General features: G+C 42.8%; 16 protein-coding genes and 2 tRNA genes. 8 read left to right on the plus strand and 10 right to left on the minus strand.

Annotation, left to right across the window (positions count from 1 at the left end):
- The first annotated feature begins 43 nt into the window (after nt 1–43).
- From ACTQ9T_RS02190 to ACTQ9T_RS02200, 3 genes are all read left to right on the plus strand, one after another.
- On the plus strand, nt 44–1,396 hold the full coding sequence (locus tag ACTQ9T_RS02190; protein ID WP_440463940.1) for a hypothetical protein: 1,353 nt from the start codon (nt 44–46) through the stop codon (nt 1,394–1,396).
- Nucleotides 1,397–1,709: 313 nt separating this feature from the next.
- Nucleotides 1,710–2,453 (plus strand): DUF3239 domain-containing protein, encoded by a 744-nt coding sequence (locus ACTQ9T_RS02195; protein ID WP_440463941.1) that lies wholly within the window; start codon nt 1,710–1,712, stop codon nt 2,451–2,453.
- Nucleotides 2,454–2,494: 41 nt separating this feature from the next.
- Nucleotides 2,495–3,529, plus strand: a complete 1,035-nt coding sequence (locus ACTQ9T_RS02200) for an NERD domain-containing protein (RefSeq protein WP_440463942.1) — start codon at nt 2,495–2,497, stop codon at nt 3,527–3,529.
- Nucleotides 3,530–3,541: 12 nt separating this feature from the next.
- On the opposite strand, the gene ACTQ9T_RS02205 is transcribed toward ACTQ9T_RS02200, so the two are convergent.
- The 8 genes from ACTQ9T_RS02205 to exaC all read right to left on the minus strand — a co-directional run bounded on the left by ACTQ9T_RS02205 (nt 3,542) and on the right by exaC (nt 13,972).
- A complete protein-coding gene (locus ACTQ9T_RS02205; RefSeq protein ID WP_440463943.1) occupies nt 3,542–4,513 on the minus strand; it encodes a peptide ABC transporter ATP-binding protein in 972 nt (323 codons plus the stop codon).
- Nucleotides 4,510–5,583, minus strand: a complete 1,074-nt coding sequence (locus tag ACTQ9T_RS02210) for an ABC transporter ATP-binding protein (protein ID WP_440463944.1) — start codon at nt 5,581–5,583, stop codon at nt 4,510–4,512. The genes ACTQ9T_RS02205 and ACTQ9T_RS02210 overlap by 4 nt, the downstream gene beginning before the upstream one ends.
- 1 nt (nt 5,584) lies before the next feature.
- The gene (locus ACTQ9T_RS02215) at nt 5,585–6,499 is read right to left on the minus strand and encodes an ABC transporter permease (RefSeq protein WP_189580195.1); all 915 of its coding nucleotides are present in this window, start codon (nt 6,497–6,499) and stop codon (nt 5,585–5,587) included.
- Between the two features lie 156 nt (nt 6,500–6,655).
- Nucleotides 6,656–7,672 (minus strand): ABC transporter permease, encoded by a 1,017-nt coding sequence (locus ACTQ9T_RS02220; protein WP_189580197.1) that lies wholly within the window; start codon nt 7,670–7,672, stop codon nt 6,656–6,658.
- 176 nt (nt 7,673–7,848) lie between these two features.
- Complete coding sequence (locus tag ACTQ9T_RS02225; RefSeq protein WP_440463945.1) at nt 7,849–9,489, minus strand: ABC transporter substrate-binding protein; 1,641 nt, start codon at nt 9,487–9,489, stop codon at nt 7,849–7,851.
- A 625-nt stretch (nt 9,490–10,114) separates the two neighbouring features.
- Nucleotides 10,115–11,758: a GMC family oxidoreductase gene (locus ACTQ9T_RS02230; protein ID WP_440463946.1), complete on the minus strand. Its 1,644-nt coding sequence runs from the start codon at nt 11,756–11,758 to the stop codon at nt 10,115–10,117.
- Nucleotides 11,759–11,962: 204 nt separating this feature from the next.
- On the minus strand, nt 11,963–12,289 hold the full coding sequence (locus ACTQ9T_RS02235; RefSeq protein WP_440463947.1) for a DUF779 domain-containing protein: 327 nt from the start codon (nt 12,287–12,289) through the stop codon (nt 11,963–11,965).
- A 156-nt stretch (nt 12,290–12,445) separates the two neighbouring features.
- Nucleotides 12,446–13,972, minus strand: coding sequence for an acetaldehyde dehydrogenase ExaC (exaC, locus tag ACTQ9T_RS02240; protein WP_210540193.1), 1,527 nt, complete (start codon nt 13,970–13,972; stop codon nt 12,446–12,448).
- 377 nt (nt 13,973–14,349) lie between these two features.
- Here exaC and ACTQ9T_RS02245 point away from each other — a divergent pair, with 377 nt between their 5' ends.
- From ACTQ9T_RS02245 to ACTQ9T_RS02265, 5 genes are all read left to right on the plus strand, one after another.
- Nucleotides 14,350–16,302 (plus strand): AAA family ATPase, encoded by a 1,953-nt coding sequence (locus ACTQ9T_RS02245; RefSeq protein ID WP_194619099.1) that lies wholly within the window; start codon nt 14,350–14,352, stop codon nt 16,300–16,302.
- A gap of 101 nt (nt 16,303–16,403) precedes the next feature.
- Nucleotides 16,404–17,570 carry a type I glyceraldehyde-3-phosphate dehydrogenase gene (locus tag ACTQ9T_RS02250; protein ID WP_240215368.1) on the plus strand — a complete coding sequence of 389 codons (1,167 nt, stop codon included), beginning with the start codon at nt 16,404–16,406 and terminating at the stop codon, nt 17,568–17,570.
- 162 nt (nt 17,571–17,732) lie between these two features.
- Nucleotides 17,733–17,823: transfer RNA gene (locus ACTQ9T_RS02255), tRNA-Ser, on the plus strand.
- Nucleotides 17,824–17,906: 83 nt separating this feature from the next.
- A tRNA-Ser gene (locus ACTQ9T_RS02260) sits at nt 17,907–17,997 on the plus strand.
- Between the two features lie 418 nt (nt 17,998–18,415).
- Nucleotides 18,416–19,252, plus strand: a complete 837-nt coding sequence (locus tag ACTQ9T_RS02265) for a hypothetical protein (protein ID WP_440463948.1) — start codon at nt 18,416–18,418, stop codon at nt 19,250–19,252.
- A 432-nt stretch (nt 19,253–19,684) separates the two neighbouring features.
- On the opposite strand, the gene ACTQ9T_RS02270 is transcribed toward ACTQ9T_RS02265, so the two are convergent.
- Both ACTQ9T_RS02270 and ACTQ9T_RS02275 read right to left on the minus strand, forming a co-directional pair.
- Nucleotides 19,685–20,419 (minus strand): hypothetical protein, encoded by a 735-nt coding sequence (locus ACTQ9T_RS02270; RefSeq protein ID WP_440463949.1) that lies wholly within the window; start codon nt 20,417–20,419, stop codon nt 19,685–19,687.
- 350 nt (nt 20,420–20,769) lie between these two features.
- Nucleotides 20,770–21,099 (minus strand): CopG family transcriptional regulator, encoded by a 330-nt coding sequence (locus ACTQ9T_RS02275; RefSeq protein WP_189580346.1) that lies wholly within the window; start codon nt 21,097–21,099, stop codon nt 20,770–20,772.
- Nucleotides 21,100–21,118 lie beyond the last annotated feature (19 nt).

Genomic DNA, 21,118 nt, shown 5'->3' on the forward strand with positions numbered 1-21,118 from the left:
CATAGCATAAACCACTAAATAACCTTCTTAAGCGAGTCCTTGCATGCCAAGCATCCATCCTATCAAAAAATTAAGCTCTGCAGTTATTGTTATCTTGTTTGCCACATCATTAACGGCTTGTGGTGGCGGTAGTGATTCTAATAGCCAAAGTAACAATAGTCCTAAACCTACTAATCCAACGCCTACTGACAAGTGTAAAGACGTTACCGCTAACAATTCTGGAAAAGCTGATTTAGACGAGGATGGCATCGTTGATGAATGTGATGCCGATATTGATGGCGATGGTGTTGCGAATGCAAAAGACGCAAGACCCTTGGATGCCACTATTGCTGGCATCAGCACTAGGTCTTATAAGGGAAATGGTGTAGGTTATGTTGATGCAACAGAAAACTCTTACTTCAATGCTAAAAAACAGCTTATCGAAAGAGAGTATTTATCTTCTTATAATCCTGAACGAGCTAATTATTTACAGCAATTTGTCTATGACAGTAAGGGTCGATTAGTTCGTCTTACAAAGACTTACGGCACTAGTATCAAAACTGATAGAGTTGATGTTTGGGTATACAATCAAAAAGACCAATTGATTGAGCACAAAACTAATTCTGATGGAGATAGCGTTTTTGAAGAAACGATAATCTATGAATATAATTCAAATAATGACATAGCACAGATAATAGAGAGAGATACGAGTTCTACAAATTCGTTTGATAACCTAACAAGAATGTATGTTTATAATAGTCAAAACCAATTAGATCAAATCAAGACTGATGAGTCTAATGACGGTAATATAGACCGAATTACTGATTTGTTTTATTATGATAATAACTACCTCAGAAAATCTTCTTTGTATTACATTGATACTGACGAAGGTACCAATAACGAAATTAAAAGATTATATCGGACTCTTGAATATACTTATGATGACGAGGGTAACGTATTGTCTACTGCTTTCGACTCGACATCAGAGCTAACTACTTATACTTATAATCGTGAAGGGAATATTACTAGAAAAATAACTAACGAAAGTGAAGGTATATTAATTACCGATACTGAAGTAACTTACAATAAAAGTAATTTAGCGACCGGCGCTACAACTAAGTACGATAGCTATCTCAATCTGCAAGGTAATACTAATAAGGCCGAGTACAACAACTCTGGGTACTTAGTTAAAGTTTTGAAAGACGTTAGTCTGGATGGTGATGTTGACCAAGAAATTACCTATAGTTATCAAGGTAGTGTACCGATTAAATATAATGTAGCGTCATTTTTAGACCTAGGCGGATATTCCGATAGAATGCCCACTGCTATTAGTATTTTGAATGAAGTTAGTATTGGCTATGAAGCAGGCGTAGTCAAAAAATCTTGTTACGATCAATTAAGTATTTATAGTTGCTAATTTTAAGCATAAAAATTGTTAAGCATCACCTGTTGAATAAAGCATAATTATTTTATATTGGGTTAATAATTTAATTATGAAATCTATCTAATTTTCAATAGAAGCACCCGTAGCAATACGAGTGCTTTTCTATTGTTAAACGGCAGTGTCAAAAAAAATATGGCGTTAGAAATAATATTATTAATACTTTTGGCTATTATGGTTATAAAAACAAGCTGTAGACAGCATGTGAAAAAATTAATTATATTAGACAGTGAAGAAATTGACTTAAAAATTATTATGACGTGTTTAGAGTAGAGGGTATGGATATTAAATGAGTAATAATTACACAGTCGATGATAATAGTATCGCTTCAAACCCAGGTAATGCAGAGCTAAATAAGTGGGTGTGGTTTTGTCATAACAAATTGATGGTAGGTTCACTAACATTGTTTTTGATTTGCTCATTATTAGCTACGATATTCATCGATATCATGTATTTATTCGTTGTGGTTATTGCAATTGTTATGAATCTTTACTACTGGACAAATAAAAAAGAGCATTTCTTAAGTGGAGATTCAAATGGCGGCATCGTTGTAGGTATTCATCCGACGCTAATTGCAGTTAATACAAGTTTAACTAAGGGTTACGGTGATTTTCCGGTAGTCAAAATAACGAAACGCGCTTCACTGAAAAATGTATCTATCGGCGATAGAGTCCCAACAGTTGCGCTTTATACTGCCTCAACTAATGAGCATTTAGCACATTGGCTAGACTTCGACCCTATTCCTTTATCATATGCAATTAATGATGTAAGGGTCATAAACTTAGCGATGCAAAGTTATCCAAGCGAGCAGTGGGAGCAGCTAGAAAAATATTTATTAGAGTTGGAGAAGCCCTATAAAATAGGTTTGTATCAAGTTAATAAAGAACAGAGTGGTTGGAATGAAATATCGAGTGATGCTATGAGTGTTCTAGATGATCTTGAAAAGGGAAATGGAAGTATAGACTTCAAGAAAATAGTAATTGGTGTAATTATATTCATCGCTATTTTGAAAGTTTTTGAATTTTTTAGATAGAAAATATAAGCTTTAATTAGTCATTCTTTGAGATTTCTGCTATGTCCCTAAAATCCAGTTTTAAAGGTTTCCTAGGCGAGACCGTTATCAACGTCGCCATGTGGTTAAAACTAGAAAAAAGCATTTACCACCGATTAAACGGTATTACCTTGCCAAGAGCCAACGGTGGTAGTACCCAAATCGATCATATCATCGTCTCCGTATACGGCATTTTTGTGATTGAAACCAAAAACTATAAAGGCTGGATATATGGTAGCGAGAACCAAAGACAGTGGACACAAGCTTTCCCAAATGGAAGTAAATTCAAATTCCAAAACCCATTACATCAAAATTATCTACACATTAAGACGCTCGCAGATTTATTAGGGTTGGAGCTGAGCTATTTTCATTCGATGATTGCCTTCATTGGTGAGTGCGAGTTAAAAACCCGTGATGAGTTACCCGAAAACGTATTGACGAGTGGAATGGCGTCTTATGTTAAGAAAAAGCAGGATGAAATACTGACTGAAGACGAGGTTGAGTCCATCGTTGAGCAGATTAACAGTAATAAATTTAGCAAATCTTGGAAAACCAATAGAGAGCACAAAGCCTACTTAAAAGACAAGCATAGCCCCTCAAACAAACAGCCTAGCGGTAACGCTACTGATAAACTAGTTGCTAAAGTGGCTAATAAGTCTACACCAGAGCCGATAGTAAAAGAAACCGCTAAACGAGCCACGCTAAAAAGTAGAGAAGTACTGCGATGGTCTGGTCAAACTGAGATTGAATCTAGCGACTTACCAATTGATAGCTTGAACACTCAGCAGATAAGTACGCCGCATACCAGTATGTCCCATGATATTGCCGATAAAGTGTTTCTTACGCCATTCGAAATTGTAGAGCTTGAATTAGCAACGGATTCCTCTGCGACACTTGAGGTGATAGACCATACATCTGATTTGATCCAAACACCAACCTGCCCAAAGTGTAGAAGTGAGATGATCAAGCGTGTTGCCAAAAAAGGCCTGAATCAAGGTCAGGCCTTTTTTGGTTGTAGCAAGTTTCCTAAATGTCGCGGTGTGGTAAATATTGACTAATCTTTAGTTACTTTAACCATATATTTCTTCTAAACGTAAACATGCAACCAATCGGCCGTCCCATTCGCGCAGTTGCGGTTCTATTTCACTGCATTGTTGTTTGGCATATGGACAGCGTTTGTGCAGGGCGCAGCCACTCGGTGGATTGAGCGGGCTTGGTAGCTCACCTTGTAGCGTCAAGTCGTTCTTATGGCCGTTCACAGTTGGTGCAGCTGCTAATAAAGCGATGGTATAAGGATGTTTTGGCGCATTATAAATCGCTTCTTTAGGGCCGTGTTCGACGGCTTGACCTAAGTACATCACCATTACATCATCCGCGACATGGCGTACGACTGACAAGTTATGCGAGATAAAAACGTAAGCGGTACGATACTCATCCTGCAAATCCATAAATAGATTTAAGACTTGTGCCTGAATCGATACATCGAGCGCGGAAGTTGGCTCATCAGCGACGACAATCTTAGGGTTGAGCATCATCGCGCGGGCGAGGGCAATCCGTTGGCGCTGACCACCAGAAAACATATGAGGATAACGACCAGCATGTTCGGGACGTAGACCAACATTTCTCATCATCTCGTTGATTTTGTCACGCTTTTCTTCTTTAGAGAGTTTGGTATGGATATCCAATGGTTCAGTCAATTGATAGCCAATAGTATGGCGCGGATTTAAGCTGCCATAAGGGTTTTGGAAGACCATTTGAATTTCGGTACGCAGCTCTTTGAGTGCCTTTCTACTATAGTCAGTGGTGCCTTCATCATTGATAAATAGCTGACCATGAGTGGGCTCTTCGATCAGCGTCAGCTGGCGGGCAAGCGTGGATTTACCGCAGCCTGACTCACCAACGACTGCCAGTGTCTTGCCAGCCTCAAGCTCGAATGAGATACCATTGAGGGCTTTGACATACGCTTTGGCCTTACCCAAGCCTTGAGATACGGGGTAATGCTTGTGTAGATTGTCTGCTTTTAGGACCACTTTATTACTCATGCTTGTGACTCCAAGGTAGCAGCGTGAGAGATAGGGTTGCGAGAAGAAGGATCAGCATGAATACAACGCACCTTGCCATTAGGCGTGTCTAATATGGGCGGTGGTACCTCGCAAGCGGACTCTTTGTACGGGCAGCGAGGAGACAGTAAGCAGCCGCTTGGGCGATCGTATTGACTGGGCACAACTCCTGGTAAGCTATTCAGTCGGTCTTGACCGATAGCCAACTCAGGGATAGCTTGGAGCAATGCCTCAGTATAAGGGTGCGCAGGGTTTTGAAAAATCTCCGGTACGGTACTAGTTTCAACCACTTGTCCGGCATACATGACCGCAACATCACGCGAGTTTTGTGCGACCAAACCCAAATCATGAGTGATCAATACCATCGCCATTTGTTTTTCGCGTTGCAATCGGCTGAGCAAATCCATGATTTGCGCTTGTACGGTGACATCGAGCGCAGTAGTAGGTTCATCTGCGATGAGTAGTTTTGGCTCACAAGCGATTGCCATCGCAATCATAACCCGTTGACTCATACCACCTGATAGCTGATGCGGATAGACCTTGAGTCGGTTTCTTGCATCGGGCATCTCGACCAATTCTAGTAGTTCTAAGATACGTGTCTGTACGGCTGACCCTCGCAAACCAAGATGCTTGCGTAGTACTTCACCCAACTGCATCTCAACCGTAAAGCTTGGATTTAGGCAAGACATCGCATTTTGAAAAATCATAGAGATATCTTTACCAATGATGCCGCGTTTCTCTTTGGCTGGCATACTGAGCATGTCTTTATTATCGAACATCACTCGCTGAGCGCGAACGGTTGCAGAGGGTGGCAACAGTCCCATCAATGCCATCATAGTGACCGATTTACCTGAGCCAGATTCACCGACGACAGCGATAACCTCGCCTTGTGTTATTTTCAATGACACATCATCGACGGCACGAAAAGCACGTACCCCTTGCCCAAAAGTGACCGACAGGTTTTCAATGTCCAATAGCAACGGTGATTCTTTCTTGGATGCACCATTCATAGAGGTATGGCTGGTTGGCGTTTTAATTAATGGATCAATCATCTTAGGTCACCTGCTTTAATTTGGGATCTAGCGCATCGCGTAAGCCATCACCAGTCAAGTTAATCGACAGGGCAGCCAAGAAAATAGCGACACCCGGCCAAATAGCGAGCCAAACATTACTCTGAATATATTGACGTGCCGTACCTAGCATCGCGCCCCATTCGGCATCAGGTGGCTGTACACCAAAGCCTAAGAAACCGATCGCGCCTGCTTCTAAAATAGCAGAGGAAAAAATCATCGTTGCTTGTACGATGAGCGGCGCCATACAGTTGGGTAGAATGGTCACAAACAATAACCTGAGCACACCAGCACCCATTACTTGCGAGGCAACAAAGTACTCACGTTGTAGCTCTACCATCGCAGTGGCACGTGTCAGCCGAATAAACGGTGGTGTACAGACCAGTGCGATGGTAATAATCGTGTTGGTCATAGAAGGGCCTAAGATAGCGGCAATGATGATCGCCAATAGTAAGCTCGGATAAGACATTAAGATATCATTGACCAGCATGACAGCTTTGCCCCAAACTTTGGGCCAAAACGCAGCACTCAGTCCTAATGAGACACCCACCAACATGGCAAGAGTCGTCGCACTTAGACCGATAAACAACGAGTAACGCGCGCCATACATCACCCGAGATAAGGTATCTCGGCCAGCATCATCAGTACCCAGCCAAAACATGGTATTACCGCCATCCAGAAAGGCAGGTGGCAATTGCTCTTGACCAGTAAATAATTCATAAGGGTCATGAGGGGCAATAGCAGGCGCGAGTATGGCAATAAGCACCATCAATGCCAGTACAATAAAACCAAGTACCGCGCCTTTATTGCGGCAGAACGTCGATAAAAATAGCTGCCAAGACGAGGGCGGTGTCATGGCTGTAAGGTCAACATCAGAGGGAAGAACAGAAGGCTTCATGAGCATTTCCTATAGTGGCTAGCGCATCGAGCGTGTTTAGATTGTTGTTCCTAACAATCATTAAGATAATAATCATTATGAATTTGCTAAAAAATCCTAAAACCATGCAAGCGCTAATCTTCACTATTTATAATATGAGTATTTATCAATGTGACATTAAGAGGTATGTCGAATACGTGGGTTTATCAGACCATACAAAATATCAATAAATAAACTGACTAAAATCAAGGCGGTGGCGACCAATAAAATACCGTTTTGCACAATAGGATAATCACGGGTAAAGAACCCATCGAGTAGCCAATTACCAACACCTGGCCAACTAAAGATAGTCTCGGTAATAATAGCGCCAGCGAGCAATGTTGCCATCTGTAAACCAACGACGGTAACCACCGTAATCAAGGCATTGCGCATCACGTGTATCAGTATCACTCGCCGTGGTGATAAGCCTTTGGCTCGTGCCGTACGCACATAATCTTCATCTAACACCTCTAACATCGCTGAGCGTGTCATCCGCGCAATCATTGCTAGTGGAATGGTCGATAAAGCAATGGAAGGTAAGATAAAGTGCTTGACCACGTTCCAAAATGCGCCAGGTTCTCCCGAGCTTAGAGAGCCGAGCAGCCATGATCCATACAATGGCTGGACATCTAAAAACTGCGCCACAGATATCACCCCAGCAACGGGCAGTAGACCTAAGTAGTGGGCAAATATACCTGTCAGGATAGGGCCTAATAAATAGATGGGCATAGAGTACCCTGCCAGCGCCCCTGACATGAGGGTGTAATCAATCCACGTGCCACGGCGTAGCGCGGCAAAGATGCCTAAGCTCACACCAATGACGCTAGCAATGACGATGGCGCACAATGCTAGCTCTAAAGTGGGTACAAAATGGGCAAAGAAATCTTGTAATACGGGGGTACGAGTGCGGAAGGACTCACCAAAATCACCTGTTAAGATACCGGTCAAGTAATCCCAATATTGGACGATGAGAGGTTTGTCTAATCCTAGCCTTTCTAGGGCACGAGCATGTAGCTCTGGATCAACCATACGCTCACCCATCATAATCTCGACGGCATCTCCAGGTACGAGACGAATGAGAGTAAAGGTTGATAGCGTTAAGCCAAGATAGACAGGAATGAGAATGGCAATACGACGCAGAATATAAAGTAGCATGGGCTGCTCAATAGTTGTGGTTCAATGATTAGAGTATTGGTAGTGATGAGAGTGTCGGTGACAGAACGCTTAACGAAGCGTTTAACTCATATGAGTTCGGCTGGAGCAGTGTATCTGACCCAGCCGAATATAAATGAATCAATCGTATGTGTCGTACCGAAATTAATCAGTTAAGATTATTCGACTTTCACACCATCGAAACGTATTGAGCCAAGCGGGCTAATCTTATAATCAACTACGTTTGGTGCGGTGAATACCGTCACGACTGAATGCGCCATCGTCGTCCAAGGTAGCTGCTCTTTGAATATCTGCTGAGCTTGTTCATACTCACTGATGCGTTCGTCTTGATTGTTGATCTGACGGGCATTGGTCACTAAATTATCAAAGTCTTTATTACACCAGCGCGAATAGTTGTTTCCGCCGACAGCGTCACAAGACAATAATGAACCAAGCCAATTGTCAGGATCACCATTGTCACCAGTCCAACCGGCTAGAATGACATCGGGCTCACCTTTAGCAGCGCGCTTTAGATACTCACCCCACTCGTAAGTCACAAGATTGGTATCAACACCAATCTTAGCCCAATCTGCTTGGAGCATTTCAGCCATAAGTTTGGCATTAGGGTTGTAAGGTCGTTGAACTGGCATATACCATAGATTGATAGCGAGATTGTCTGCACCCGCTTCTTTGATAAGGGCTTTTGCTTTTTCAACGTCATAAGGCGCATCTTTGAGGGATTTGTCGTAGCCCCACTGCGTTGGCGGCATAGGATTGGTCGCTTTGAGACCTTCGCTCTGATAGACCGCATTGATAATAGCGTCTTTATTGATGGCCATATCTAGTGCTTGACGGACTTTCAGATCACTCAGCTTAGGTTTTTCTACGTTGTAGCCGACGTAGCCGACGTTGAAGCCAGGCTGATCAAGGACCGTGGCTTTGCCTGATTTTTTGACAGATTCAATCTCGGCAGGTTTTGGATAAGCAGATACATGACACTCGCCCGCTTGCACTTTTTGAGCACGAACCGCTGAATCTTTGGTGATAACAAAGACCAGATTGTCGATATGGATGTCGTCTTTGTTCCAATAATCTGGATTCTTGGTATAACGAATTTGCGCATCTTTTTGATAGGAAGTAAAGACGAAAGGTCCAGTACCCACTGGCTTGGTATTAATATCAGCCGCATTGCCATCAGCCATTAGTTTGTTGGCGTATTCAGCAGAGTTGATATAAGCAAAGGGCATCGCTAGGTTCTGTAAAAACGGTGCATTGGTCTCGTTGAGCGTAATTTTGACAGTATAATCATCAACCTTTTCGATATTGGAGATGATATCAGGCAGTCCCATGCCGACAGAATATGGGAATTCAGCAGGATAGGCCTTGTTAAAGTCAAAGTCTGGGTTGGTTATGCGTTCTAGCGTGAAGAGAATGTCATCTGCATTAAAATCTCGAGTGGCAGTAAAGTAATCCGTCTTACCAAATTTGACGCCTTTGCGCAGATTAAAGGTGTACGTCTTACCATCTTCGCTGACATCCCAGCTTTCAGCCAGTCCTGGTTGAATTTCGGTACCCGCTCTTTTGAATTCTACTAAGCCGTTGTAGATGGGGAAGGCGCTCGCATCAAAATCAGTGCCTGACGTATACTGTGCCGGATCGAAACCAGCGGGGCTACCTTCTGAGCAATAGAGCAATGTTTTAGCTGCTTTGGCATCTGAGCTGGCAGCAGAGTCATCGGTGGTTTTGTTGTCTCCACTACAGGCACTAATACCCAAGGCAAGCGTCGTCAACATCGTAAGTTTGAAGAGTGAGTTCTGCATTATTACATCCTATGTAATGATAAATAGCCGCCAATATATTTATAGTTTCGCTTTCGAACCATAAATATAACTGACGAGCTTCTAATTCCCTTTAGAATAGTATTTATATAATATTTTCAGTATACAAAATAAAAAATGAATGAGGTTGTATTCACCTGAATTCAGATTGCAAAAAATACCAATATAAATAAGTCGTTTAAATATACTCTTTTAAACAGTGGTAACGCAAGCCATCTCTAAGATAATTTTGATAGAAAACGTACCGTTTTAATATCTTTATTTCCGAATGTATTAGGGCGTGTCCTCATTTTTAAAATGAGGACACGCCCTAGCCCTAATACACTAATAACCACTGAATGTAGCAATCTAACGCAGCTTGTCGATTTTTTCGGTATTCTAAAGCTAGAAGATAGATTGCTAGGGTCTGTATTTGAATATTCAACAGACCCTAATATAGAATGGCCTAAATAAGTCCTAAAAATAGCGACGAAAAAACATGAGCCAGATTTTTATACAATCGGCTTATTCTCATTTTTTTGAATATAAAGTTTTTAGTAGATACGATTTTTAAAAAAGAGCACCCATCATAAGGTGCTCATCCTTCTGTATTTTATGAATCTGTATCTTATGAAATAGCTTGCTCAACATTTTCATGTTTGGCTTTGATAAGATCGGCCATTTTCTCAGCAATCATAATCGTTGGTGCATTGGTGTTGGCGCTAATCAGCGTTGGCATCACTGAGGCATCAATCACGCGTAATCCACGCACACCGCGTACCTTTAACTCTAAGTCAACCACTGAGCTCTCATCTGAGCCCATGCGGCAAGTGCCCACCGGATGGTAGATAGTGTCCGACTTGTTGCGAATATAGCCAAGCATGCCGTCTTTTTCGATATAAGGGGCAGGGTAGTCTTCGGTAATATATTTGGCCATTGGCGACTCTTGCATAATGGCTCGCGTACGCTCAGCGCCTGCCACCATATACTCTACATCTTTGGGGTCAGAGAGATAGTTTGGATCAATCAATACCGCGTCTGAGGGATTGGCAGAGTCAAGCCTGACGGTACCGCGGCTTTCAGGGCGTAGATAACAGGTATGACAAGAAACGGCAAAACCACGTCTAAGATCACGTCCGTGTTCAATTACGCGAGAGATGACAAAATGCAGCTGAGTATTTGGCCATTCTTTTGGGTCGTCACCGACACTAAAGAACGCGCCTGCTTCTGCATAATTGGTAGATAACAGACCTGTACCATCTTTTCGCCATTGACGAATGCTTTTGGTCAAGGTTGAAATAGTCGCCATACCAAGACCGATGACATCAGTCGTATTGACCTCGTAATCAAAAACGACGTCTAAATGATCTTGTAAGTTACCGCCAACGTCGGGTGCATCTACCAATACCTCGATGCCATGCGACTGCAAATGTTCAGCAGGACCAATGCCCGATAGCATCAAGACTTTAGGGGAGCCAAAGGCACCGCCTGATAGTATGACCTCTTGGTGCGCCATCACACTATGCTCGACACCGTCTTTTTCGTACGCCACCCCGACGGCTTGATTGTCTTTAATAATGACACGGTTGGCTTGCGCATGAGTAATGACCGTTAAGTTCGGGCGATTTTGGACGGGATGTAGATAGGCGGCTGCGGCAGAGCAGCGTTGCCCTTGTTTTTCTCCGTGGAAATGGGTGACTTGATAGAGACCTGCACCGTCTTGTTTTTTGCCGTTAAAGTCATCATTTTGATCTAAACCATTGGCAATGGCAGCTTCTACAAAGGCTTTCGAGATATCGCGTGGACTTAGTAAATCGCTGACATGAAGTGGTCCACTATCACCATGCAGCTCGTCGCTACCATGGATATTGTTTTCTGCTTTAATAAAGTAGGGCAGTACATCATCAAAACCCCAGCCTGTGCAACCTTGCTCGACCCAGCGTTCATAATCAAGCGCACTGCCACGGGTATAAATCATGGCATTGATAGCGGAGGAGCCACCCAAACATTGACCGCGCGGTTGAAAGCCGCGTCGGTTATTAAGGTGTTCTTGAGGGGTAGTGTGAAAGCACCAATTGTTTAATTTTAGTGGCTTGCCCGGTACCATTAAAATCAGTCCAGCAGGGACACGAACTGCCAAGTCTTTGCCGTCACCACCGTACTCTAATAAGCAAACACTGATATCTGGGTTTTCTGTGAGACGGCTGGCGAGCACACAGCCTGCTGAACCGCCACCAACGATGACGTAATCAAAATTTTTGTCAAATTCCATTTTATATTCCTTATAGCATCCATGCTAATTAAAACGCGCACATTAAAGTAGGGTACGCTTTACAATATCTATTATTTTGCTGAAATAATAAAATAAAAATGACTCTGCGGTATCTATTTGCGTGAGCACTATAGAACAGACTGGCTTAAGGATATTAAGCTCATCGTTTAGAGTTTACGCTGTCTGATTTTGTACCAAACGCCCTTATACCGCACAGACTTCTGAGCGTACGATAAAGCGTTTACCTTCAGGTATTTCTAGCGAAAAGCTGGCACCGCGTCCGTTCACAACATCAATGGTCAGATCGGTATGTTGCCATAGGTTATATTGCGCTTTGCCCATATAAAATGGACAACCAACCAGATCACTGACGAGGACGTCTTGCCCGCCCACTTTAAATTCACCCAATGGGTAGCACATGGGCGAGCTGCCATCACAGCAGCCACCCGATTGATGGAACATCAGCTCGCCATGCTTAGATTTCAGCAATTCAATTAATGCTTTGCAGGATTCTGTCGCCGTGACTTTCATAACTAACTCCTTGTAACTTATGAATAGCTCATTCTTATCGATACTTTTAATTCTTATCGACACTTTTCATTCTTATCGAGACTTTATTAAAGCAAAAATGCAACCTACCTTGCGACAGATTGCATTGATTTATTTAGAAAACGACCAAAGACTGATTTAAAAGAAACCCATCGCTTTAGGACTGTATGAAACCAGCATGTTTTTGGTCTGCTGATAATGATCGAGCATCATTAGATGGTTTTCACGACCAATACCAGACTGCTTATAACCGCCAAACGCTGAATGCGCAGGATAGAGGTGATAGCAGTTCGTCCAAACGCGACCGGCTTTGATGCCACGACCGAAACGATATGCACGAGTGCCGTTACGTGTCCAGACACCAGCACCTAGGCCATATAAGGTATCATTGGCCAGCGCCATCGCTTCTTCATCATCTTTAAAGGTAGTAACAGCAAGCACAGGACCAAAGATTTCTTCTTGGAACACGCGCATGTCATTGGTGCCTTCAAAGATGGTTGGCTGCACATAATAACCGTTTGCCATATCGCCATCATGTTTGGCAAGTTCGCCACCGACTAAGACTTTGGCACCTTCTTTTTTACCGATATCAAGATAAGATAGGATTTTTTCTAGCTGATCTGAGCTGGCTTGAGCACCAATCATGGTATCGGTATCAAGCGGGTTGCCCATTTTGATGGCTTTAACGCGGGCGATACAGCGTTTCATAAATTCATCATAGATGCTTTCGTGTACGAGTGCGCGTGATGGGCAAGTACAAACCTCGCCTTGGTTCAGCGCAAACATCACCAAACCTTCGACGGCTTTGTCTAGGAAGTCATCGTCTTCGTCCATGATATCGGCAAAGAAGATGTTTGGACTTTTACCGCCCAGCTCTAGCGTTACTGGAATGATATTTTCACTGGCGTATTGCATGATTAAGCGACCAGTGGTGGTCTCACCCGTAAAGGACACTTTATCGATACGTGGATTAGAAGCAATTGGTTTACCAGCTTCTACACCAAAGCCATTAATGACGTTCAGTACGCCTTTAGGCAGAATGTCCGCCGCGCCTATTATGTCAAGCATAAATAAGACAGAAGCAGGGGTTTGCTCGGCAGGCTTTAGGACGACGCAGTTACCCGCTGCAAGTGCAGGCGCAATTTTCCAAATCGCCATTAGAATAGGGAAGTTCCACGGGATGATTTGACCGACGACGCCAAGTGGCTCATGAAAATGATAGGCAACGGTATCTTCATCAATTTGGCTAATGCCGCCTTCTTGTGCGCGAATCACACCAGCGAAGTAACGCAAGTGGTCAATGGCGATTGGAATATCTGCGGCGAGGGTTTCACGTACGGGTTTGCCGTTTTCATAGCTCTCAGCGATAGCGATTGCCTCTAAATTGGCTTCGATACCATCGGCAAGTTTGAGCAACATATTAGAGCGTTCAGTGACGCTGGTTTTGCCCCATGCGTCTTTTGCTGCATGAGCGGCATCTAGGGCAGCTTCAACATCTGCTTCTTTAGAGCGTGCGATCTGACAGAAGGTTTTACCATCGATTGGACTTGAGTTATCAAAGTATTCGCCATCGATGGGGGCTACCCACTCACCATTGATAAAGTTGTCGTATTTTTCGCGGAACTGGACGGGACTGTTTTCAGTATTGGGATAAGCGTATAACATTAACCACTCCTTGTTGTGTATTATGGCTATTTAAAATAGGGTTACTTAAAGTATAGTCAGGTGAAGCGTATAGTCACATGAAGATAAATACTTGGTCTTCCTGAACAAGTTATCACCCTATCGTACTGAGCTTTGGTGCGGAACGATAATGACTTTTTATAATGATATATTTTGTATCACATAACTTTAAGTTATGTGATATGTAACGGTTAAAGTGGTTCGCAAAGCGAATGCAGCTGTTATAATTGTTGCCGTCTATTTTGGCTTGCTATCTCGGCTTGCTAGGGTTCTTTACCTAGACGTGGCAGCTTTCTTTTTCTATACTTTATTTTTTATGCTTTTCTTCTTATTACTATTCATTTAATTGGTTTGGATCTATGCGTCAATCTTCTGCTCTTGATATCCTAAAAACAGGTCAAAACGTCTTTTTGACTGGCTCAGCAGGTTCAGGTAAAACCTATACTCTCAACCAGTACATCGACTATCTTCGTGCGCGACGTGTGCCGGTTGCCGTCACCGCGAGTACGGGCATTGCCGCAACGCACATGAATGGTACGACGATTCATAGTTGGTCGGGCATTGGTATCAAAGATGAGTTGTCTGATCGCGACTTGAGCAATTTAGCGCGTAAGCAATTTTTAGCAGACCGCTTAAAAGATACTGCGGTATTGGTCATCGATGAGATATCGATGCTGCACGCCAAGCAGATCAATTTGGTCAGCCAAGTACTCAAACATGTACGCAAAAATGACAAAGCGTTTGGTGGTATTCAGGTAGTGGTGGCAGGCGACTTTTTTCAGTTACCGCCGATTGGTAGTAAAGGTGAGAGCAATCGTGAAAAGTTTGCTTTTATGTCGGAAGCTTGGCTCGATGCTAAGTTCCACATCTGCTACTTGTCTGAGCAGCATCGGCAGGTCAGCGACGCGGCAAATGGCGGGCTTGATTTAGACGATATTCTTAACCAAATCCGTCGTCAGGAAGTGACTTTTGAGGCGATTGCTGCGTTAGAAGCCACCTATGATCAAAGCGTCGATATCAAGCGCACTCGTCTCTATACACACAATCTCAACGTCAATAAAATCAATGACAAAGAGCTTGCCGCGCTAGATGGAGAGATGATGCGCTTTGAGGCGACTGCGACAGGCGATAGTAAGCTGGTTGAGACTCTAAAAAAGACGGTACGTACCCAAGATGAGCTGATTCTCAAAGTGGGCGCAAAGGTGATGTTTATCAAAAACAATGCCGAGCTTGGCGTCTCTAACGGTACGATGGGTGAGCTGATTGGTTTTGCTGCTGTTAAAATCGATGAGAGCAAGGACAGCAGTGAGGCGTTAATCGAAGATGATAGTAGTGACGATACTAATGAAGACAATGCTAATGAAGATGCTGTCGAAAATACCGCTAAAGGTAAAAAGAGTGCTGCCAAAAAAGATAAAGAAAAACCAAAAACCAAAAAACCAACCACGCAAAAAATGCCGGTGGTTAGGCTTAACTCAGGCCGTGAAGTCATCGCCGAGCCTGAAGAATGGATGATCGAAGATGAAACTGGTGATGTGCTGGCAAGCTATGAGCAAGTACCGCTCTGTCTAGCATGGGCGATTACGATTCACAAATCGCAAGGCATGACCCTCGATGCGGCTGAAATTGACTTATCACGTACCTTTGAGCTTGGGCAGGGCTATGTGGCACTGTCACGACTCAAATCGCTGTCTGGCTTGCAACTGCTGGGTATGAATGACATGAGCTTGCAACTTGATCCGTTGGCACGTGGGGCAGATAAGCGGTTTTTGGTACTGTCTGACGAAGCCGATGCCAATTATGCGATGCTAGATGAAGAGAGCATGCAGCAGGCACATGAAAAATTCACCTTGAAGTCAGGTGGTACACTGAGTAAGTCGGTGATTGATGCCTATGCCACTCTACAAAAAAAGCGCCGCGAACAACAGCATGCGAAGCTCGATAAAAAACAGAAGCTTGGCAATCAGGTCTCTGATAAGTCAGACAGCACCTTACTTGCGACCAGAGTGCTGTTAGAAGAGAGCTTGACCATTGCAGAAATCTCGCAAGCGCGTCAGCTGTCACAATCAACCATCATGCGTCATATTGGCGATCTAAAGGCACAAGATCCAAGCCTCGCCTGCGACCATCTGCGCCCAGAGGATGAAGTGATGACAGCCGTTGGTAATGCCTATGTCGCCATTAAAGTCGCCAATAATCCAAACGACTTTAATGATGATGGTAGTATCAAACTGCGTCCGATATTTGATCATCTTAAACAAAGTATCGACTACAACACCATTCGCTTAGCGCTGATTTTTATCACGCCATAACGTCTATTAAGCTTTGATAGGCAGCAGCCATCAAATCAAAGTACGTTCAAGGTGACAGCGCGCCGATCCTACCGCCCTTTATAAAATAGCGATAACTTGTTATGCCTGATTTTTCTAGCGCCACTTATCAATTGACCTCTGACCCGATAGCAGCGAGCTATCGTACCACTGGTGAGCACGCGCAGCCACTGAGGGTTGCTATCAATGGGTTTGGACGTATAGGGCGCAATGTACTTCGCGCCTTGCTAGAGCGCTTTGAAGTGTTAGGCCGTGCCATTCATGTGGTGGCGATTAATGATTTAGCGCCAGCGGATATCCTGCTGCATTTGTTAAAATTTGACAGCACGCACGGTCGCCTCAGTAGACTGGGCGTCAATGCTGAGCTTGTAGAGAGTGGTGCAGATGACGCTAGCAAGACCCAGCTTTGTCTTACCAAGAACAATCTGACTTACTGCATCAATATGCTATCAGAGCCTGATCCACAAAACCTACCTTGGCAGGCGCTGGGTGTCGATGTGGTGCTAGAATGTACTGGACACTTTCGCTCTTATGAGCAAGCAACGCTACATATCGACGCTGGCGCGCAGCAAGTGATTATCGGTGCCGCGCCATTCGATGATGTGGATGCCTGTATCGTTATGGGTGTGAATACGGAGGCATTAACGCTTGAGCTACCGATTATATCGAGCGTCTCTTGTACCACGCAGGCATTGGTGCCGCTCATTGACACCCTTGATAAGGCGTTTGGCGTGACGTCTGCCATGATGACAGAGATTCATGCGGTCACCGCTGATCAGACCGTACTAGATCAGGCGCACCGTGACCCAAGACGGGCGCGCGCGTCCGGCTACAACATCATTCCCACCACCTCTAGCAGTATCGCTGCGACAGAGCGGGTGCTACCAGCGATGGTAGGCAAGATAAATGGACATTCGATACGCGTGCCAACCATCGATGTGGCGGCGATCGATGTCACTTTTGTGTTTGATACACCAGATGTCAGTATTGAATCGATTCGTGAGGTACTCAAATCGGCCAGTCAGGCACATTTGCATGACATCATGGCTTATACCGAAGAACCACTGGTATCCAGTGATTTTATCCATCAAACTGAATCGCTGATTATTGATGGACAACAGCTGATGCAAGTGGGCGGGCAATACAAGGTTTTTGCATGGTACGACAACGAATGGGGCTATGCTAATAGGCTGTTAGATATGTGCTTACATCTGGCATCTCATAAAAAACCTATCGTCAATCCTATATAAAAGAGTGACAGCGTTAACCTCGTTTGAAGTATGACTTATACCTCTGCACTCAGTTGCCTTAACTCTCTTTTAAACTGAATCAATGATAGCATCAAAATAATTTAAATTCGTTCAATTAATTGCTTGCATTCTCATGTTATATCGCTATAATATTGCACCAATGGAGACGTGGCAGAGTGGTTGAATGCACCGGTCTTGAAAACCGACAAGGGTTTGTAGCCCTTCGAGAGTTCGAATCTCTCCGTCTCCTCCAAATTCGAAAGCCGCAATTATTATTAATGATTGCGGCTTTTTTTGTTGCATTTTTATTTTATATCGTTATAATGATCCACCAATGGAGACGTGGCAGAGTGGTTGAATGCACCGGTCTTGAAAACCGACAAGGGTTTGTAGCCCTTCGAGAGTTCGAATCTCTCCGTCTCCTCCAAATTCGAGATAATAGCAGAAATTGCTAAAAATCTTACTAAGCCTGCCTTGTGCAGGCTTTTTAATGTCTGTAATTTGAGGTTAGTGTACTGGGCTATGGGCTGGTTATTTGTGTTATATCGTTATGAATGCTTTGTAATGTACTATAAATAAAAGTTTTCCAGTATTGTTGAGCTAAGAAGCCCTGCTAAATAGCAGGGCTTTTTTTGGTCTAATGTAAGATGCTTGAGGCTGAAATACACACCACGATACGTATCCGATTTATTCGTGCAATGCCTTATATCGGCGCTCTAAAGCAAGTGTTATCAATTATGACTTAATATCGTTATACTGAGGTCCACATCTAAAAGTGCTATAGTTTTTTAGTTAGAAGATGAAGCTCTTAATCTATTAATACTATAAATAAGGATATATAAAATATGAAATCAGAAAGTATTGAAGAGTTAGATGTTGTTGAGGAATTTAAGAGTCTTCTAGAAACTGATTTTGAAAAAGAATTTTATGATTCTATTTTAGAAAGCTATAACTCTAATAATAATATATTGAAATTCCAACAGTTCGCATGCTCAATAAGAGAACTTTTACGTAATATTCTTGAAAGAAAAGCTCCTGATGACGAAGTTGTGAGGTCAGATTGGTATCAGAGCCAAGATAGAGAAAAAGGTTTAGATCGAGTAACAAGAAGAGAACGTGTCAAATATGTTATTCAAAAGAAAATCCCAGATGAATATATAGAGAAAACTACCCTTATAGTTGATAATACTGTTAAAAAGTATGTAAAAGAAATAGATAAATTAAGTAAATATACACATATCAATAAAGGTTATTTTTCTAAAAATTCTGACGAAATGACTGCAGACATGGAACGCATTTTGTCAGCAGCTATAGAAGCTTTATCTCTTATCAATGAAATTGAATCCGATATTCCTTATTTGTTCGAAGATGAGATTTACAAGACTAACCTTGTCGGGTGTATACCGGGAAGTATAGATATTTTAGCAGAACGTGTTTTTATTGATGAGTATGAGATAGAAGATATTGAGTTCTTGAATATAGATGATAACTATATCTATATGAAAGTGTATGGTAACGTAAGTGTTGATCAAGAGTATGGTCCTAAAGACGACTTGTGTAATATCCCTATGTGTTATCCTTTTTCACAAGAATTTAAAATCAATATGAACGATTTTAGCCAAATTACATTTGACTTAGAGGAGATGGAAATTGATACCTCATCATGGTACGGAGAGGACTAATGTATTTTTGCCACTAAATCCAGCCGCGTTGTCAATCCACCATACTTGCTATAAGTATGTACCGTTTTATCCACCGTCCATCTGAGTGCATCAATATCTGCCTTGAAGCCCTGTAATGTTACGGGGCTTTTTGTCGTCACAGCAAGATAGGCGTAAGCTGGATTAATACTGAACTTGGCTTGTTGATCTTTAATACGTTTCGACTCAGCATGTGCACGGCCGTTGCCGCTTCTTTACTCTTGTACGTGCCTTTGAATTTTTTGTCTTAGTCTTTGTGCTATTAGTATCGACCGTCTTGCGTCTGGCCGTCTTTTTGTCCTGGTAACTTGTCGGCACATTATCATAATTGCCTTGCCTGTCCTCAATGCTGTAGCGAAATTGGTTACCCATTTGCCATGTAATCACGATTATGCTCACTTGCAACGACATCCTTTATTTCATTAGCGACTCATCAAACTCCACTGTTTGTCCATCCTCTAACGTTAAAACACCTTCGCTAATCATAATAGTCATGTCCTTGGTGTTTTTTATGGCTCGCATGACGTTGATGTCTTCTATGCTACTCTCAATGATAATTTTGCCAGACTGCTCTGGTTGAATGGGAGGATCAAACTGTGTCGAGGGCACATTGAATCTTTTGCCTTTCGTCAGCTTCGCATCTTGCATGATTAGCGTCCCTTTAAAGCTTTGAATAGCGACCTGACCGTGGTTTGATAGCATAAACTGTAGTTTTACTTGATTTAAGCTGTCGCTATCACTGGCTTTGACTGGTAATAGAGCGACAGGGTAATTCTGTGCATTGGCACTATAAGTTGGCTGACTGCTGACAATAGGGCTTTTTTTACCGGTAGGGTTGTTTGGGTGCAAGCGTTCATATTCACGCTGTTGCACAAGGGCTTGCTTGATGGTGGTACGCGGCATCGCACCAGATTCGTATGCGTCACTGAGCTTCATTCGCAGCATATATCGGCTAAGTACTTGTTGATCGGGCTGGGATAATTGCTCAAAAGTTTGCCCCAATTTCTTTTGCCATTGGTCTGAATCTGTCGGTATGGTTGTTTTACTTGGGTCAGTCTGCGGCGATGAGCAGCCAGTCGCAATTACTAGCATTGCTACCGTCATGGTTGAAAACAAAGTTTTGTTGAAACGCTGATGTAAGCTCGTCATCGTACACCTCCTTGTAAATCTTTATTATGTTGAAACCCAATAAATAGTCGCGATTATTTTATTAATATACCTCGTTTAATGACAGCTTGTGTTTAATTATGGCTAAATACGGTAGCAAATTTAATACAGCGCTAAAAAAGACGAGTGACTTTAAGTACGAAAGGAAAGCACATAACGAGAAGAGGATTTAAAAAATATCAATAATGCTTTAATCTTTATAACAGACAAAAAAAGACCAAGTTCGCTGTAGCAAACTTGGTCTTTTTTAATAAAAATCATTATGAGGTTTTATATGACCGATCGATGACTTTTTACATGTACTCTTATAGTGGCACTTAATAGCAGTGCTACTAATCGTTATTCTGTAGCTCAGACAAAGGATGAGAAATATTGTTATTGTGCGTTACCACAATAGCCTCATCGATGATATGTTGGCTCACACCGCGCTTACGGAGGGTTTCGATAAATACTTCATCATGGGCTAGGGTGTAATCCTGATGGTCACGATCGAGACCTTGGCGAATATACAAGCGTATAAGACCTTGAATACGTTTGAAACCTAATTCAGACGAAGTCGCTTCTAGTAGCGAAATCATTTCTTCAGACAGACGAATGCTGACTGGCCGCATGATTTTTTGCGGATGATCAGAAAACTTATTTTTTATACGTACAGGTATCATAATAAACCATTACTTTTAG

Origin of the sequence: Psychrobacter sp. ASPA161_6 (assembly GCF_051970285.1) — a bacterium.
GTDB classification, from domain to species: domain Bacteria; phylum Pseudomonadota; class Gammaproteobacteria; order Pseudomonadales; family Moraxellaceae; genus Psychrobacter; species Psychrobacter glaciei.